The 15,209-nt window shown below is 68.6% G+C and carries 18 protein-coding genes; 14 read left to right on the plus strand and 4 right to left on the minus strand.

Features of this window, described 5'->3' with window-relative positions:
- Positions 1–28: 28 nt before the first annotated feature.
- The 13 genes from ATSB10_RS03685 (at position 29) to hisIE (ending at position 11,530) form a co-directional block, all read left to right on the plus strand.
- Positions 29–667 carry a MotA/TolQ/ExbB proton channel family protein gene (locus tag ATSB10_RS03685; protein ID WP_063670579.1) on the plus strand — a complete coding sequence of 213 codons (639 nt, stop codon included), beginning with the start codon at positions 29–31 and terminating at the stop codon, positions 665–667.
- Positions 668–672: 5 nt separating this feature from the next.
- The gene (locus ATSB10_RS03690) at positions 673–1,104 is read left to right on the plus strand and encodes an ExbD/TolR family protein (protein ID WP_063670580.1); all 432 of its coding nucleotides are present in this window, start codon (positions 673–675) and stop codon (positions 1,102–1,104) included.
- Positions 1,101–2,876 (plus strand): lipid A export permease/ATP-binding protein MsbA, encoded by a 1,776-nt coding sequence (msbA, locus tag ATSB10_RS03695; protein WP_063670582.1) that lies wholly within the window; start codon positions 1,101–1,103, stop codon positions 2,874–2,876. Before ATSB10_RS03690 ends, msbA begins: the two co-directional genes overlap by 4 nt.
- Before the next feature lie 6 nt (positions 2,877–2,882).
- Positions 2,883–3,872: a tetraacyldisaccharide 4'-kinase gene (gene lpxK, locus ATSB10_RS03700; protein ID WP_063670584.1), complete on the plus strand. Its 990-nt coding sequence runs from the start codon at positions 2,883–2,885 to the stop codon at positions 3,870–3,872.
- A gap of 128 nt (positions 3,873–4,000) precedes the next feature.
- Positions 4,001–4,336, plus strand: coding sequence for a YerC/YecD family TrpR-related protein (locus ATSB10_RS03705; RefSeq protein WP_063670586.1), 336 nt, complete (start codon positions 4,001–4,003; stop codon positions 4,334–4,336).
- Complete coding sequence (gene hisG / locus ATSB10_RS03710; protein ID WP_063670587.1) at positions 4,333–5,226, plus strand: ATP phosphoribosyltransferase; 894 nt, start codon at positions 4,333–4,335, stop codon at positions 5,224–5,226. Before ATSB10_RS03705 ends, hisG begins: the two co-directional genes overlap by 4 nt.
- A gap of 20 nt (positions 5,227–5,246) precedes the next feature.
- On the plus strand, positions 5,247–6,554 hold the full coding sequence (gene hisD / locus ATSB10_RS03715; protein ID WP_063670588.1) for a histidinol dehydrogenase: 1,308 nt from the start codon (positions 5,247–5,249) through the stop codon (positions 6,552–6,554).
- On the plus strand, positions 6,551–7,609 hold the full coding sequence (hisC, locus tag ATSB10_RS03720; protein WP_063670590.1) for a histidinol-phosphate transaminase: 1,059 nt from the start codon (positions 6,551–6,553) through the stop codon (positions 7,607–7,609). The genes hisD and hisC overlap by 4 nt, the downstream gene beginning before the upstream one ends.
- Positions 7,610–7,715: 106 nt before the next feature.
- Complete coding sequence (gene hisB, locus ATSB10_RS03725) at positions 7,716–8,780, plus strand: bifunctional histidinol-phosphatase/imidazoleglycerol-phosphate dehydratase HisB (RefSeq protein WP_063670592.1); 1,065 nt, start codon at positions 7,716–7,718, stop codon at positions 8,778–8,780.
- Complete coding sequence (gene hisH, locus ATSB10_RS03730; protein WP_063670594.1) at positions 8,780–9,370, plus strand: imidazole glycerol phosphate synthase subunit HisH; 591 nt, start codon at positions 8,780–8,782, stop codon at positions 9,368–9,370. Before hisB ends, hisH begins: the two co-directional genes overlap by 1 nt.
- Positions 9,367–10,095: a 1-(5-phosphoribosyl)-5-[(5-phosphoribosylamino)methylideneamino]imidazole-4-carboxamide isomerase gene (hisA, locus tag ATSB10_RS03735; RefSeq protein WP_063670596.1), complete on the plus strand. Its 729-nt coding sequence runs from the start codon at positions 9,367–9,369 to the stop codon at positions 10,093–10,095. The genes hisH and hisA overlap by 4 nt, the downstream gene beginning before the upstream one ends.
- On the plus strand, positions 10,089–10,859 hold the full coding sequence (gene hisF, locus ATSB10_RS03740) for an imidazole glycerol phosphate synthase subunit HisF (protein WP_063670598.1): 771 nt from the start codon (positions 10,089–10,091) through the stop codon (positions 10,857–10,859). The genes hisA and hisF overlap by 7 nt, the downstream gene beginning before the upstream one ends.
- A 38-nt stretch (positions 10,860–10,897) precedes the next feature.
- On the plus strand, positions 10,898–11,530 hold the full coding sequence (hisIE, locus tag ATSB10_RS03745) for a bifunctional phosphoribosyl-AMP cyclohydrolase/phosphoribosyl-ATP diphosphatase HisIE (RefSeq protein WP_063670600.1): 633 nt from the start codon (positions 10,898–10,900) through the stop codon (positions 11,528–11,530).
- Positions 11,531–11,536: 6 nt separating this feature from the next.
- Here hisIE and ATSB10_RS03750 read toward each other — a convergent pair whose 3' ends face one another.
- Genes ATSB10_RS03750 through ATSB10_RS03765 form a run of 4 tightly spaced genes read right to left on the minus strand, consistent with a single transcriptional unit; the run spans position 11,537 to position 14,516 of the window.
- A complete protein-coding gene (locus ATSB10_RS03750; protein ID WP_063670602.1) occupies positions 11,537–12,559 on the minus strand; it encodes a C13 family peptidase in 1,023 nt (340 codons plus the stop codon).
- A 22-nt stretch (positions 12,560–12,581) separates the two neighbouring features.
- Positions 12,582–13,268: an acireductone synthase gene (mtnC, locus tag ATSB10_RS03755; protein WP_063670604.1), complete on the minus strand. Its 687-nt coding sequence runs from the start codon at positions 13,266–13,268 to the stop codon at positions 12,582–12,584.
- A 31-nt stretch (positions 13,269–13,299) separates the two neighbouring features.
- Positions 13,300–13,872 carry a 1,2-dihydroxy-3-keto-5-methylthiopentene dioxygenase gene (locus ATSB10_RS03760; RefSeq protein WP_063670606.1) on the minus strand — a complete coding sequence of 191 codons (573 nt, stop codon included), beginning with the start codon at positions 13,870–13,872 and terminating at the stop codon, positions 13,300–13,302.
- Positions 13,869–14,516: a methylthioribulose 1-phosphate dehydratase gene (locus ATSB10_RS03765; protein WP_063674320.1), complete on the minus strand. Its 648-nt coding sequence runs from the start codon at positions 14,514–14,516 to the stop codon at positions 13,869–13,871. The genes ATSB10_RS03760 and ATSB10_RS03765 overlap by 4 nt, the downstream gene beginning before the upstream one ends.
- Before the next feature lie 166 nt (positions 14,517–14,682).
- Here ATSB10_RS03765 and ATSB10_RS03770 point away from each other — a divergent pair, with 166 nt between their 5' ends.
- Complete coding sequence (locus tag ATSB10_RS03770; protein WP_017461192.1) at positions 14,683–15,012, plus strand: high-potential iron-sulfur protein; 330 nt, start codon at positions 14,683–14,685, stop codon at positions 15,010–15,012.
- The last annotated feature ends 197 nt before the right edge of the window (positions 15,013–15,209 follow it).

Genomic DNA, 15,209 nt, shown 5'->3' on the forward strand with positions numbered 1-15,209 from the left:
CTGCGGGGGCGTTGTGCTGGAAATCCTGATGGCTGGCGGTTGGGCGATGGCGCCCATCCTGTTTTGTTCGGCGATCGCCCTGGCGATCGTGCTGGAGCGTTTCTGGACGCTGCGCCGTTCGTCCGTGCTCCCGCCCGGGCTGGGACAGGAAGTGCGTGACTGGGCCCGCAAGGGCCAGCTCGATCCCAAGCACCTGGAAACCCTGGCCAGCGGCTCCCCGCTGGGCGAACTGCTGGCCTCGGCCCTGGTCGTGCGCGACCGCTCGCGCGACATCATCAAGGAGCGCCTGGAGGACACCGGCCGCCATGTGGCGCATCGGATGGAGCGTTACCTCAACACGCTAGGCACGATCGCGCTGATCGGTCCGCTGCTGGGACTGTTCGGCACGGTGATCGGCCTGATCCGCATGTTCCTCGACGTCATGCGTGGCGGCGTGGGCGACCCGATGAAGATGGCCGGCGGCATCGGCGAGGCACTGATCTGCACGGCCACGGGTCTGGTGGTGGCGATCCCGGCCTATGTGCTGCATCGCTACTTCCGCAGCAAGGTGGCCGGATACTGCGTCGACATGGAGAAGGAGGCGATCGCCCTGCTGGACGATCTCACCTTCGGCACGCCGGGTGCACCGGCGACGCCGCGCCCGCGCCGCACCCCGGCGGCAGGCTGAAACCGATGCGTATCGGTTCGGACCGTCGTCGCGACGACTTCGAGATCAACGTGATCCCGTTGATCGACGTGCTGCTGACGCTGCTGATGTTCTTCGTGCTCACCACCACGTTCATCCAGCACTCGCGCATGCAGGTGACCCTGCCCAAGGCCAGCGCCGAGGAGCGCGACGTGCAGGCGCCGCTGCTCACGGTGATGATCGACAAGGATGGCCGCTATTACGTAGGTAGCGACGAGGTGCTTGGCGAAGGCATCGAGCCGCTCAAGCAGATGCTGGAACAGAACTCCGGCGGCCGGCGAGACGGCCAGGTCGTGATCCGCGCCGACGCGATGACGCCGCACCAGTACGTGGTGACCGCGATGGATGCGCTGGGGCAACTGGGCTTCACCCGATTGTCGATCGCTACCACGCCGGAGAAGCCGGGGGCGGAGCGGTGAATGCCGCGGAGCGACGAGGAGTCTGGGACGCCAAGACCTGGGAGGTCTACAAGCGCCTGTTCGGATACACCCGCCGGTACCGGACGGTCGGGCTGCTCGCGATTCTCGGCATGGCGATCGATGGCGGTGCGCTGGCCGTGTTCACCAACTTGCTCAGGCCGCTGTTCGACGACCTGTTCAAGAACAAGGATCCGCATCTGATCTTCTGGATGCCGATCTGGATCATGATCATCTTCGCCGTGCGCGGCATCGGCACCTTCCTCAGCAGCTACGGCATCTCCTACATCGGCCGCCACGTCGTGCAGGCGATGCAGATGGATGTGTTCGGGTCCTACCTGAAGCTGCCGGCGACCTTCTTTGGCGCGGAGCCGTCCGGCCAGCAGATCTCGCGCATCACCTACACCAGCGAGCAGGTGGCGTCGGCGTCGACCGATGCGATCAAGATCGCGGTGACCGAAGGCGTCACCGTGGTGAGCATGCTGTACGTCATGCTGCACAACAGTGCCTACCTCACGCTGGCCCTGCTGGTGATGGTGCCGGCCGTGGCGCTGATCGCCACCGTGGTCAGCCGCCGCTACCGCAGCATCAGCCGGCGTATCCAGGGGTCGATGGGCTCGGTCACCGGCACGGTCGAGGAATCGGTGGGCGCCTACCGCGAAGTCCGCATCTACGGCGGCCAGCCCCACGAGGGCGCGCGGTTCGACGAGGTCACCCGGCGCGCGCGGCGGCTCAACCTGAAGATCGCCTTGACCAGCGCCTCGTCCAGCACGGCGATCCAGACGGTCGCCGCGTTTGCGCTGGCCGTGCTGGTCTTCCTGGGCACGCGGGCTGACGTGATCGACCACATCACCTCGGGCGTGTTCATCACCGTGCTCACCGCGATGGGCGCGATGATTCCCTCGCTGAAGCGACTGACCAACGTGCAGTCGAACATCCAGCGCGGCATGTCGGCGGCGGAAGATCTGTTCGACGTGATGGACATGGCGCCGGAAGGGGATCATGGCCGGATCGAGCTGGATCGCACCCGCGGCGATCTCGTGTTCGAGGGCATCCGCCTGCGCTATCCACGCAGTGAGGCAGAGGCCCTGCGCGGGGTGGACCTGCGCTGTCCGCCCGGCACCGTGACCGCGCTGGTCGGCCGCTCGGGCAGCGGCAAGAGCACCCTGGTCAGTCTGCTGCCGCGGTTCTACGAGCCCAGCGCCGGCCGGATCGTGCTCGACGGCGAGGATTACCTCGACTACACCCTGGCCTCGCTACGCCGGCAAATCGCCTGGGTGGGGCAGAGCGTCGTGCTGTTCGACGGCACGGTGGCCGAGAACATCGCCTACGGCGAACTGTCCGGCGCCAGCGAGGCCGAGATCGTCGCCGCGGCCGAGGCGGCCAACGCGATGGAGTTCATCGGCCGCATGCCGCAGGGACTGCAAAGCCAGATCGGTCAGGGCGGAGGCATGCTCTCCGGAGGCCAGCGCCAGCGCATCGCGATTGCCCGGGCGATCCTGAAGAACGCGCCGATCCTGGTGCTGGACGAGGCCACCAGCGCGCTCGATACCGAATCCGAGCGGCTGATCCAGAACGCACTGCAGCGCCTCATGGAGCACCGCACGACGCTGGTGATCGCGCATCGGCTGTCGACCATCGAGGGGGCGGACCAGATCGCCGTGATGGACCACGGTCGCATCGTGGAGCAAGGCACCCACGCCGAACTGCTGGCGCTGCAGGGCCACTACGCCGCGCTCCACCGCATGCAGTTCCAGGCGCCGGCGGGCGACTGACGCGCCATGGCGCTGGCCGACGAGCTGCAGGCGAGCTGGTACGGCGATCGACGCCCGCAGGCCTGGACGTTTCCGCTGGCCGCGCTCTACGGCAGCCTCGCCGCCCTGCGGCGGATGCTGTACCGCGCTGGCATCCTGCATCGTGTCCGCCTGCCCGTGCCGGTGGTGGTGGTCGGCAACCTCACAGCCGGCGGCACCGGCAAGACGCCGCTGACCCTGGCGCTGGTCGATGCGCTGCGTCGGCGCGGCTGGCGGCCCGGCGTGGTCAGTCGTGGCTATGGTGGCACCCAGCGCGAGCCGGCGTTGCTGGACGCGCAGCCCGATCCGGCGACATTCGGCGACGAGCCCTGCCTGATCCGCGCCGGCGGCACGCCGGTGGCGGTGGGGCGGGACCGACCCGCCGCCGCCGCGCTGCTGATTGAGGCCGGTTGCGACATGGTGATCGCCGACGATGGCCTGCAGCACTACCGCCTTGCGCGTGATGTCGAGATCTGCGTGGTCGACGGCGCGCGGCGTTTCGGCAACGGCCGGCTGCTGCCGGCCGGGCCGCTGCGCGAGCCGCTGTCGCGGCTGCGACGGGTCGATTTCCGCGTCGCCAACGGTGCCGCAGGGCCCGATGAGTTCCCGATGCGACTGGTCGGCGGCACCGCGGTTGCGCTGCTCGACGGCGAGGAGCGCCCGCTGGCCAGCTTCGCCGGTACGCCGGTGGCCGCGGTGGCCGCCATCGGCCACCCGGACCGCTTCTTCGAAAGCCTGCGTACGCAGGGGTTGGAGGTGGACGGCCATGCTTTTCCGGACCACCACGCGTTCCGCGCGTCGGAACTGGCATTCGCCGGTGCGCGCCCGTTGCTGATGACCGACAAGGACGCCATCAAGTGCGTCCGCTTCGCCCGCCCGGGCTGGTGGCGGGCGCCGATCCGGGCCGAGTTGCCCGAGGCGTTCCTCGATGCGCTCGACCGGCGCCTGCAGCAGGCGCGCTCCCACCGGGATCGCTGACGGCTCTCCCTGGGCGGCAGCACTTCGCTCCGCCGATCCACACGAAAACCCGGCCTCCGGGAGCGGGCGCTCGACAGGCGCAGGACGGCTCGCTAGACTGTGCAAATGTATTAACGCATTAGCACATTATGAAGCGCCGTTCCGTCGACCCCGAAACCCCCGCCGAGTCCGCCGAGCTGAGCCTCTGCGAGGCTTTGCTGTCGCTGAAGAACGCCGGGGAGATGTCGGCGTTCCTGCACGACCTGTGCACGCCGGCGGAGCTGGAGGTGCTGGTCGACCGCTGGCGGGTGGTTCCGTATCTGCTCGAGGGCGTCTCCTACCGGGAGATCCACGAGCGGACCGCGGTCAGCATCACCACGATCGGACGGGTGGCCCGGTATCTCAACCAGGGCAGTGGCGGCTACCTGGCGGCGGCCGCGCGCGCGGCCCGGCGCCGCACGAACCAGAAAAAGGACAAGGCATGAAGACGCGCGATCGCCTGCGCATTGCGATGCAGAAATCCGGCCGGCTTACCGAGCCGGCGCTCGACCTGCTCAAGCGCTGCGGGCTGACCTTCCGGCAGAGCCGCGACAAGCTGTTCTGCTTCGGCGAGGGTGAGCCGGTGGACCTGCTGCTGGTCCGCGACGACGACATTCCCGGGCTGATCGAGCAGGGCGTGTGCGACCTGGGTATCGTCGGCCGCAACGTGCTGGATGAGTTTTCGCTTACCGCCGGCATCGATGGCGCGCCGCTGAAGGAGTGGCGTCCGCTCGGTTTCGGCCGTTGCCGGCTGTCGGTCGCGGTGCCGCAGGAGATGGCCTACGAAAGCGCCACCAGCCTCGCCGGCCAGCGCATCGCCACCTCGTATCCCGGTCTGTTGGGCAGGTGGCTGCGCGATGCGGGCGTCGATGCCCAGGTGGTGACGCTGGCCGGTTCGGTCGAGATCGCCCCCAAGCTCGGCACCGCCGACGCGATCTGCGACCTGGTGCAGAGCGGCGGCACGCTGGTTGCCAATCAGCTGCGCGAGGTCGACGTGTTGCTGGAGAGCGAGGCGGTGCTGGCCGGGCCGGAAGCACTGCCGACCGACGAGCGCGGCGACATGATCGAACTGCTGCTCAAGCGCCTGGACGGCGTGATCCAGGTGAGCGAGTCGCGCCTGCTGCTGCTGCAGACCTCGCGCAGCGCACTGGAGGCGGTGACCCGGTTGTTGCCGGGCGGCCCGCAGCCGACCCTGCTGCCGGTGGCCGGACAGCCCGACCAGCTGATGCTGCAGGCGCTGTGCGCCGGCGAGGTGAGCTGGCGCCAGCTGGAAGAGATCAAGAAGGCCGGTGCACGCGAGATGTTCGTACTGCCGGTGGAAAAGATGCTCGCCTGAGCGGGCCCGAGGGCAAGACCATGAAACGGCTGGACTGGAACACCCTGGACGAGACGGCGCGCCGCGAGGCGCTGGCCCGCCCGGCGCAGGCCCGCGCGGATGAGCTGAAGCAGGGCGTGGCGGCGATCATCGCCCAGGTACGCGCGCACGGTGACGTGGCGCTGCGTGAACTGAGCGCCAAGTACGACCGCTGCGCGCTTGATGCCATCGAGGTGACGGCTGCCGAGTTCGACGCCGCCGAGGCTGCGCTCGATGAAGCGCTGAAGTCGGCGATCCGCGAGGCGGCTGGGCGTATCGACACCTACCATCGCGCGTCTCAACCCAGGTCAGTGGGCGTGGAGACGGCGCCGGGCGTGCGCGTGGAGCGCATGCTGCGCCCGATCACCCGGGTTGGTCTTTACGTGCCGGCCGGTACCGCACCGCTGCCGTCCACCGCGCTGATGCTGGGCGTGCCGGCGGCGATCGCCGGCTGCCGCGAGGTGGTGCTGTGCTCCCCGGCGCGTGCTGACGGCCGCTGCGACGAAGCCGTGCTGTTCGCGGCGCGCGTGACCGGCGTGCACCGTGTGTTCAAGCTCGGCGGCGCCCAGGCGATCGCCGCGATGGCCTACGGCACGGACAGTGTTCCCAAGTGCGAAAAGCTGTTCGGCCCGGGCAACGCCTGGGTTACCGAGGCCAAGCTGCAGGTGTCGGGCGACCCGGAGGGTGCCGCCATCGACATGCCGGCCGGTCCATCCGAGGTGCTGGTGATCGCCGACGACGTCGCCCGTCCGGCCTTCGTGGCGGCCGACCTGCTGTCGCAGGCCGAGCATGGAGAGGACTCGCAGGTGGTGCTGCTCAGCCCCTCGGCCGCGCTGCTCGACGCCGTGGCCGCGGAAGTGGACCGGCAGGTCGCGACGCTGCCGCGCAGCGAGACCGCGCTCAAGGCGTTGGCGCAGAGCCGGCTGATCGCGGTGGACTCGCTGGCCCAGGCGGTCGAGGTGAGCAACCGCTACGCGCCCGAGCATCTGATCATCCAGACTGACGAGCCGCGTGCCCTGCTCGACGGCATCGAGAGCGCCGGTTCGATCTTCCTGGGATCCTGGACGCCGGAATCGGTGGGCGACTACTGCAGCGGCTCCAACCACGTGCTGCCGACCTACGGCTACGCGCGCAGCTACAGCGGCGTGTCGGTGGCCAGCTTCGTCAAGCAGATCAGCGTGCAGGAGGTGAGCGCCGATGGCCTTCGCGCGATCGGTCCGTGCACGGTCACGCTGGCTGCCGCCGAGCAGTTGGAGGCGCACCGCCGCGCCGTGTCGATGCGGCTGGACGTGCTGGAGAGCCGCGCATGAGCGTGCTCGACCTGGCGCGCCCAGAGATCCGCGCGATGCAGCCGTATTCCTCGGCGCGCATGGAGGCCAGTGGTGGGCAGATCCTGCTCAACGCGAACGAGTCGGCGTGGGCGCCGTTCGGCGAGGCGGGCGTCGGCTGCAACCGCTATCCCGATCCGCAACCGGCCGCGCTGGTCGATGCGCTGGCTGCACTCTACGGCGTGCGCCGCGAGCAGTTGCTGGTCGGCCGCGGCAGCGACGAGGCGATCGACCTGCTGGTGCGCGCGTTCTGCCGCGCCGGCGAGGACGCGATCCTGATCCAGCCGCCGACCTTCGGCATGTACGCGGTGTGCGCGCGCATCCAGAACGCGGGTGTGATCGAGGCGCAGCTGGCCACCGACTTCGCGCTGGACGTCGACGCCGTGCTGGCCGCGATGACCCCGGCGGTGAAGCTGGTCTTCGTCTGCACTCCGAACAATCCGACCGGGCAGCTGATCCCGGCCGCTTCGGTCGAACGGCTGGCAAAGGCGCTGGAAGGTCGCGCGCTGCTGATCGTCGACGAGGCCTACGTCGAGTTCGCCGACGCGCCCAGCATGGCCGGCCTGATCGACCGCTACGAGCATGTCGGCATCCTGCGTACGCTGTCCAAGGCCTGGGCGCTGGCCGGTGCACGCATCGGCACGCTGCTGGCGCATGCCGAGGTCATTGCGCTGCTGCGCAGGATCATGCCGCCGTATCCGCTGCCGCTGCCCTGCGTCGAGGCTGCGCTGGCCGCACTGTCGCCGCCCGGGCAGGCGCAGGCGCGCGGGCATATCGACCAGATCAAAGCCGAGCGCGCGCGCATGGCCGATGCGCTGGCCACCGTGCCCGGCGTGCGCGAGGTGCTGCCATCGCAGGCGAACTTCATCGCCGTGCGCTTCGATGATGCGGCCGCTGTCTACCAACGCCTGCTGGCCGCCGGCATCGTGGTGCGTGACGTGCGCCGCTATCCGAACCTGGGCGATGCGCTGCGCATCACCATCGGAACGCCGGAAGAAAACACCCGCGTGCTGGATGTGCTGGAGCAGACCCGATGAATCGCACGAATCGTAGGAGCGCACCCTGTGCGCGACTGTCAGACCGATGCCGCATCCCGCAGGTCGCGCACAGGGTGCGCTCCTACATCGTCTGGAGAGATTGTCGATGAGCCGGAAGATCCTCTTCATCGACCGCGACGGCTGCCTGATCGTCGAGCCGCCGGACGAGCAGATCGACAGCTACGAGAAGCTCGAGCTTCTCCCCGGCGTGATCGGTGCGCTGCAGCGCTGCGTGGCAGCCGGCTACGAGCTGGTTATGGTCACCAACCAGGATGGCCTCGGTACCGCGAGTTTTCCGCAGGACAGCTTCGACGGCCCGCACCAGCTGCTGCTGCGCATCCTGGCCTCGCAGGGCATCGTGTTCCGCGAACAGCTGATCGATCGCAGCTTCCCCCACGAAGGGCTCGATACGCGCAAGCCGGGTATCGGCATGCTGCGCCATTACCTGGCGGACGACGGCTGGAGCCGGGCGGCCTCGGCCGTTATCGGCGACCGCGAGACCGACATGCAACTGGCCGCCAACCTCGGCGTGCGCGGCCTGCGCGTGGGGCCGCAGGGCGAGTCGTGGGACGCCATCGCCCACCGCCTGCTCGATGCGCCGCGTACCGCCACGGTCCAGCGCAATACGAAGGAAACACGGATCACGGTGAGCGTGGATCTGGATCGGGTGGCCGAGCCGAAGGTGCATACCGGGCTGGGCTTCTTCGACCACATGCTCGAGCAGATCGGCAAGCACGGCGGCTTCGCGCTGGAGCTCAACTGCGACGGCGACACCCACATCGACGAACACCACACGATGGAGGACTGCGCGCTGGCCCTGGGCCAGGCGCTGAAGCAGGCACTGGGCGACAAGCGCGGCATCGGCCGCTACGGCTTCACACTGCCCATGGACGAGTCCTTCGCCAGTGCCGCACTGGATCTTTCCGGCCGGCCGTACTTCGTGTTCGAGGGCAGCTTTCCGCGCGAGCGCGTGGGCGACATCCCGACCGAGCTGGTGCCGCATGTGTTCCGCTCGCTGTGCGAGACGCTGGGCGCCAACCTGCACCTCACGGTGAAGGGCGACAACGCGCACCACATGGTCGAAGCCTGCTTCAAGGTGGTGGCGCGCACGCTGCGCCAGGCGATCCGCCGCGAGGGCAGCGAGCTGCCCAGCACCAAGGGGACGCTCTGATGGCCGTGGTCCTGGTCGATGCAGGCGGCACCAATATCGGCTCGGTGCGTTACGCGCTGCAGCGCCTCGGCGTGGAGGCGGCACTCACCGCCGACCCGGCAGCGATCCGTGGCGCCGACAAGGTGATCCTGCCCGGCGTGGGTGCGGCCGGTCCCGGCATGGCGCGATTGCGCGAGCTGGGCTTGGTCGAGCTGATGCGCTCGCTGAGCCAGCCGGTGCTGGGCGTGTGCCTCGGCATGCAGCTGCTGTGCGCGCATTCGGAGGAGGGCGATACCGAGTGTCTTGGCGTGATCGATGCGCCGGTCCGCCGCTTCCATGAGGCACCGGGCCTGCGCGTGCCGCACATGGGCTGGAACGCGCTGGCGCCGGTACACCCCCATCCGTTGCTGGACGGGTTGGCTGCGGGCGAGCAGGCGTATTTCGTGCACAGCTACGCGGTGCCGGTCGGGGACTACACGCTGGCCACCAGCGACTTCGGCGGTCCGTTCTCCGCGGTGATCGCCCGCGGCAATTTCCACGGTATGCAGTTCCATCCCGAGCGTTCGGCCGGGGTCGGGGCGCGCCTCCTGAAGAATTTCCTCAGCCTATGAACTTCGACGTCATTCCGGCCATCGACCTGCGGGAAGGGCGCGTGGTGCGCCTGCGCCAGGGCGACTATGCACAGCAGACCATCTACGGCAGCGATCCGGCCGAGCTTGCCCGGCGCTACCTGCGTGCCGGCGCGCGCTGGCTGCATCTAGTGGATCTGGACGGGGCCCGCTCCGGCGATCTGGAGAACCTGTCGACGATCCGTGCGATCGCGGCCGAGGGAATCCAGGTGCAGGCGGGGGGTGGGGTGCGCACGGAGGACGATCTTCGTCGCCTGTTCGACGTCGGGGTGGATCGCGTGGTGGTGGGCAGCGTGGCGATTCGCGAACCCGAGCAGGTGGCGCGCTGGCTGGACACCCACGGCAGCGAGCGCATCACGATCGCGCTGGACACGCGGCGGGTCGGCGAGGACTGGCTGCTGCCCAGTGCCGGATGGACCGCGGTGGAAGCGCGCACGCTGGACGAACTGGCGCCGTGGTATGCGGCCCACGGCGCGCGCCACCTGCTGTGCACCGATATCGACCGCGACGGCATGCTGGCCGGCTTCAATCTCGATCTCTACCGCCATCTCGCCGACACCCTGCCGCAGCTGGCGGTGCAGGCCTCCGGCGGCGTGCGTTCGCTGGCGGATATCCGTGCGGCCCGCGACGTGGGCGCGCGCGGAGTCATCCTCGGCCGTGCGCTGCTCGAGGGGCGCTTCACGCTGGAGGAGGCGCTGGCATGCTGAGTCGCCGCATCATTCCCTGTCTCGATGTGCGCGATGGCCAGGTGGTCAAGGGCGTGCGTTTCCGCGACCACGTGGTGATGGGCGAGATCGTGGATCTGGCGCTGCGCTACCGCGACGAGGGTGCCGACGAGCTGGTGTTCTACGACATCACCGCCAGCCCGGAAGGGCGCAGCGTCGATCACGGCTGGGTCGAGCGCGTGGCGCGCGTCATCGACATCCCGTTCTGCGTCGCCGGTGGCATCCGTTCGGTGAACGAGGCGCGCGCCGTGCTGTACGCCGGTGCCGACAAGATCTCGGTGAACTCGCCGGCGCTGGAACGCCCTGAGTTGATCGACGAACTGGCCGAGGCGTTCGGCGTGCAGTGCGTGGTGGTCGGCATCGACTCGCTGCGCGATGCGGATGGCCAGTGGCGGGTGCGCCAGTACACCGGCGACCCGGACAAGACCCAGGCACTGGCGCGCGGGACGCTCGACTGGATGGTCGAGGTGCAGCGGCGTGGCGCCGGCGAGATCGTGCTCAACTGCATGGGCAGCGATGGCGTCCGGCAAGGCTACGATCTGGAACAGCTGCATGCGGCCCGCGCGGTCTGCCACGTGCCGTTGATCGCTTCGGGTGGCGCCGGCGCGCCGGAGCATTTCCGCGATGCCTTCCAGGGCGCCGACGTGGATGGTGCGCTGGCCGCCAGCGTGTTCCACTCCGGTGCCATCGCGATTCCCGAGCTCAAGCGCTACCTTGCGCGCGAGGGCGTGGCCGTCCGCCTCTGAGGCGTGGCCCCGTCCGCAACCCACTGGCAGACCGCACCATGACCGACACGCTTCCCGACCCCGCCGATCTCTCCCGCCTGGACTGGGCCAAGGGCGGCGGCCTGCTACCGGCGATCGTGCAGCACGCGTTGACCGGCGAGGTGCTGATGCTCGGCTACATGAATGCCGATGCGTTGGTCACCACGCAGCGGACCGGTCACGTCACCTTCTTCAGCCGTTCGAAGCAGCGCCTGTGGACCAAGGGCGAAAGCTCCGGGCACGTGCTGGCGCTGGCATCCCTGCGCGTGGACTGCGATGGCGACACCCTGCTGGTCGGCGCGTTGCCGCACGGTCCCACCTGCCATACCGGCACGTCGAGCTGCTTCGGCGAGTCGGTGCGACCGGCGCTGGGCTTCCTTGCCGAACTGGATGCCCTGGTGGCCCAGCGTCATGCCGAGCGCCCGGACGGCAGCTACACCACGCGCCTGTTCGAGGGCGGCGTGCGGCGCATCGCCCAGAAGGTGGGCGAGGAGGGCGTCGAGACGGCGCTGGCCGGCGTGGCCCAGGGCGACGGGGAGCTGCTGGGGGAAGCGGCGGACCTGGTGTTCCACCTGACCGTACTGCTGCGTGAGCGGGGCCTGTCCCTGGCCGACGTGGTCGACGTGCTGGCGGCCCGTCACACGGCGAAGTGAGTTTCCTCAGCGAGTCGCTGGCGTATTGCCGGCGGCGTCGGGGTGGAAGGGCACCGGCGGCCCGATCGGGTCGCCGTGGCGCCAGCGCGCCAGCTGGTCGGAAATGCCCTTGCCGATCGAGATCTGCGGATCGGACGGGGTGAGCTGGTCCTGCCGCTCCCATCGGGCCACTTCGGCTTGGGCCTGGCGGAAGGCGGCGATCGGGTCGGCGGTCCGGTTGAGCGCATCGACCAGCCACGCGCGGCCGAAGTAGGTCGCGGCCGAATCGTTGCCACAGCCGAACGAGCTGCGATCGCTGCGGGCGGCGGTAATCACCAGCGTGCCGTCACTTTGCAGCGGCGGTACGAAGCCGCCCGAATAGCAGGCATTGACCACCACCACCTTCCACTTGAACGGATGCTCGGCCAGGATGCCGGCGAGGTCCGGCGCGCCGATCTGGTCCAGCGGCAGGGGATCCATGTCCACCAGCAGGGTGTGCTCCGGGTCGCCGTGGCTGGTGAGATAGAGCATCAGGATGTCCTGCTGCGGGTCCATCACCTTGGACACCCCGGTCAGCGCGGCCTCCAGGTTGCTCCAGCTGGCCAGCGGCCGGCTGTCGAGCGTGGCCGGGTTGTTCTCCAGCACCAGCGTGTGGGCACGGGCGCCGTAGCGGTGACGGAACAGGGTGGCGGCGTACTCGGCCTCGTTGCGGAACACATCCTCGCTACCATCGCCGGCGAAGCTCACCAGGTACAGGTTGGGGACACCCGGTACGCGTGGCGCAAGGCCGTCGAGCGCCTGCTGCATCAGCCGTGGCTGGGCGTACATCACCTGTTCGGGTGACGGCGCGTTCCTGGGCCAGCTATCGGTCGGCAGCAGGCCGCTGTCGGGCGTCGCCTCCGTATCCGTGCCGACGGTGTCGGCTGCCGATGCGCCGGCGGCCGACACCGGGATCGTGGATGGTACGGTCCCGGTCCGCGGATGCAGCGCGGTCGCGGTAATCGCGGCACCGGTGGCAAGGGCGAGCAAGGCGGTGATCAGCGTGCGCATGGCGGACCGGGCTTCGCCGGGTTCAGGCCGCGATGGCGTCGAAATCGCGGTAGGCGGGGTGGGGGCTCGCAGCGGGCAGCGTCGCGGCATCGCGCAGCAGCCAGCCGGTCTGGAAACCCGCCGCCCGCGCGGCGTCGAGTTCCTGCTCGATGTCGGACAGGAACAGCAGGTGCGCCGGTTGTTCGCCGATGGCCTCGGCGATCGCTTCGTACGAGGCCTGCTCCCGTTTGGGGCCCGTCCCGGTATCGAAGTAGCCGGCGAACAGCGGCGTGAGGTCGCCGGCTTCGCTGTAGCCGAAGAACAGCTTCTGCGCAGGGACCGAACCGGAGGAATACACGTAGAGCTTCAGCCCCTGCGCACGCCAGGCGCGCAGGCGCGCAGGCACCTCGGGGTAGACGTGAGCGCGGTAGTCGCCGGCCTCGTAGCCTTCCTGCCAGATCATGCCTTGCAGCGCCTTGAGCGCCGTGGACTTGCGGTCCTCGTCGATCCAGCGCAGCAGCAACTCGATGACTTCCTGGCGGCTGGCTTCGATGAACCCGGCCTCCTTGGCGGCTTCATGCAGCCAGTGCTGCACTTCGGGGCGGTCGCCGTGGGTCTCGACGAAGGCCGGCAGCCGCTTGCGCGCATAGGGGAACAGCACGTCCTTGACGAAGTGGATCGAGCTGGTGGTGCCCTCGATGTCGGTGACGATGGCGCGAATTTCGATCATCGAGTGGTTTCCCTTGGAGTAGGTGGTCGAGTCAGGAGGCGAGGGCGGCCACACTCGGATGGGGTGCCATGCGCGGGAACTGGCTGGCGATGTCGGTCCCGGTGAAATGGGCGACCCAGCCGTCCTTGTTGGTGAACAGGCGGATCGCCACGAAGTAGGGCGCTTCGCTCATGTCGAACCAGTGGCGGGTACCGTCGGGCACGCCGATCAGGTCGCCCTGTTCGCACAGGACCTCATAGACCTTGCCCGCGATGTGCAGGGTGAACTGGCCGGCGCCCGCCACGAAGAAGCGCACCTCGTCCTCGCTGTGGGTGTGCTCGTCGAGGAACTTCTGCCGCAGGGTGGCACGATCCGGATGGTCCGGCTTCAGGCTGATGACATCCACGGCCTGATAGCCCTCGTCCTCCATCAGCCGGTCGATGTCGCCGCGATAGGCGGCGATAACCTGCTCCTGGCTGGCGCCGGGCCGGACGGGTTCATTGGCTTCCCACCGCTCGAAGCGTACGCCGGCCTGGCGCAGTTCGTGTTCTATGGCGGCGTGGTCGTGGAATTCCGCGAGCGGGGTGCCCGGGATCTGGTCGTCGTAGATGCGCAGGCGACTCATGCGGAAAGCCTCCTAAGGTCGAGCTCGCAGGCCAGAAGAAATTCCAGGGCCTCGAGGTGGCGACGCGTTTCGGCCATGTCGCGCCCCCAGGTGTAGATGCCGTGGCCGTCGATCAGGTATGCGTGCAGCGGTTTGCCGGCGTCCAGCCAGGCCTCCACGCGTGCGACCAGTTCCGGCATGTGCTGGGTGTTCGGAAACACCGGGATCTGCAGCATGCTCTCGTGGGTATGGAAGCCGGTGATCGCCTTCTGGAGCTCCCAGCCCTCCAGTCGGATCGAGCCCTGTGCGGCAAATAGACGCGAAGCCACACTCTGGGTGCGCGAATGGGTGTGTAGTACCACCCGCATGTCCGACCAGCGGCGATAGACCTGCGTATGCAGGGCGGTTTCGGCGCTGGGGCGCGCATCGGTCCCGACGGCCTGGCCGTCGAGATCGATCAGCATGATGTCATCGCGATCCAATCGGCCTTTGTCTCGTCCGGAGATCGTGATGGCAGCGTGCGAATCGTCCACCCGCATCGAGAAATTGCTGCTGGTGGCGGGCGTCCAGCCCAGGGCGGCGAGATCTTTCGCTGCCCCGGCGATGGCGTCGGCACAAGCGAAGAACGCTTCGGAGGAAACTCCCGGGGGAAAGGTCTGCGACATGATGATTTGGACGTCCAAACAGGCGCTCAGGATACCATGCGGGTGGGCCCGGCCACCGGCAAATAAGAGCCATTCTCGCAAGTCAGGACAGATTGAGGGGAACGGCGTAGCATCAACACGTTGATCGCTGCCACGGCAGCATTACATCCACGACGGAGGTTTACCAATGTCCAAAGAAGAGAGCATCGAGTCGCGTCGCCGGTTCCTCAAGATCGCCGCCGGCACGGCCGCCGCCGCTGCCGTGATCGGGACGCTGCCGCGCGTTGCGCGTGCCGCCGACCTTCCCCATGTGTCGGAGTCGGATCCGACCGCCAAGGCGCTCGGTTACGTCGAGGATGCCAGCACGACCAAGGATCCGAAGCACAAGGCGGGCGCCAACTGCGCGAACTGCCAGTTCTACAGCGGTGGCCCGACCGGCTTCGGTCCCTGCCAGCTGTTCCCGGGCAAGGCAGTCAGCGCGAAGGGCTGGTGCGTGTCGCACGCCGCCAAGGCGTAAACGGGGACCAGCTGCCGTCAGGGCAAAAAAGAAGGCCGGCGAAATCGCCGGCCTTTTTCATGTATCGAGCAAGCGCGCATCGCGCAGCAGGTTGCCTCTGAAAGTGCCGCCCGGCGCGCCAGCTTGAGGAGCTGACCCTGGCTGACGCGCCGGGTGGCGATCCGGGGCCCACTGCCAAGTGATCAACCCGCGGACCC

It is taken from the genome of Dyella thiooxydans (genome assembly GCF_001641285.1).
Taxonomy (GTDB): domain Bacteria; phylum Pseudomonadota; class Gammaproteobacteria; order Xanthomonadales; family Rhodanobacteraceae; genus Dyella_A; species Dyella_A thiooxydans.

What these genes read in the sequence shown, in the direction of transcription:
- hisA (WP_063670596.1), top strand. Translation starts at nt 9,367, where the DNA reads ATGAACTTCGACGTCATTCCGGCCATCGACCTGCGGGAAGGGCGCGTG.
- hisG (WP_063670587.1), top strand. Translation starts at nt 4,333, where the DNA reads ATGAAGACGCGCGATCGCCTGCGCATTGCGATGCAGAAATCCGGCCGG.
- hisIE (WP_063670600.1), top strand. Translation starts at nt 10,898, where the DNA reads ATGACCGACACGCTTCCCGACCCCGCCGATCTCTCCCGCCTGGACTGG.
- ATSB10_RS03685 (WP_063670579.1), top strand. Translation starts at nt 29, where the DNA reads ATGGCTGGCGGTTGGGCGATGGCGCCCATCCTGTTTTGTTCGGCGATC.
- hisC (WP_063670590.1), top strand. Translation starts at nt 6,551, where the DNA reads ATGAGCGTGCTCGACCTGGCGCGCCCAGAGATCCGCGCGATGCAGCCG.
- ATSB10_RS03765 (WP_063674320.1), bottom strand. Translation starts at nt 14,516, where the DNA reads ATGTCGCAGACCTTTCCCCCGGGAGTTTCCTCCGAAGCGTTCTTCGCT.
- hisB (WP_063670592.1), top strand. Translation starts at nt 7,716, where the DNA reads ATGAGCCGGAAGATCCTCTTCATCGACCGCGACGGCTGCCTGATCGTC.
- ATSB10_RS03705 (WP_063670586.1), top strand. Translation starts at nt 4,001, where the DNA reads ATGAAGCGCCGTTCCGTCGACCCCGAAACCCCCGCCGAGTCCGCCGAG.
- hisF (WP_063670598.1), top strand. Translation starts at nt 10,089, where the DNA reads ATGCTGAGTCGCCGCATCATTCCCTGTCTCGATGTGCGCGATGGCCAG.
- ATSB10_RS03760 (WP_063670606.1), bottom strand. Translation starts at nt 13,872, where the DNA reads ATGAGTCGCCTGCGCATCTACGACGACCAGATCCCGGGCACCCCGCTC.
- ATSB10_RS03770 (WP_017461192.1), top strand. Translation starts at nt 14,683, where the DNA reads ATGTCCAAAGAAGAGAGCATCGAGTCGCGTCGCCGGTTCCTCAAGATC.
- hisH (WP_063670594.1), top strand. Translation starts at nt 8,780, where the DNA reads ATGGCCGTGGTCCTGGTCGATGCAGGCGGCACCAATATCGGCTCGGTG.
- hisD (WP_063670588.1), top strand. Translation starts at nt 5,247, where the DNA reads ATGAAACGGCTGGACTGGAACACCCTGGACGAGACGGCGCGCCGCGAG.
- lpxK (WP_063670584.1), top strand. Translation starts at nt 2,883, where the DNA reads ATGGCGCTGGCCGACGAGCTGCAGGCGAGCTGGTACGGCGATCGACGC.
- ATSB10_RS03750 (WP_063670602.1), bottom strand. Translation starts at nt 12,559, where the DNA reads ATGCGCACGCTGATCACCGCCTTGCTCGCCCTTGCCACCGGTGCCGCG.
- ATSB10_RS03690 (WP_063670580.1), top strand. Translation starts at nt 673, where the DNA reads ATGCGTATCGGTTCGGACCGTCGTCGCGACGACTTCGAGATCAACGTG.
- mtnC (WP_063670604.1), bottom strand. Translation starts at nt 13,268, where the DNA reads ATGATCGAAATTCGCGCCATCGTCACCGACATCGAGGGCACCACCAGC.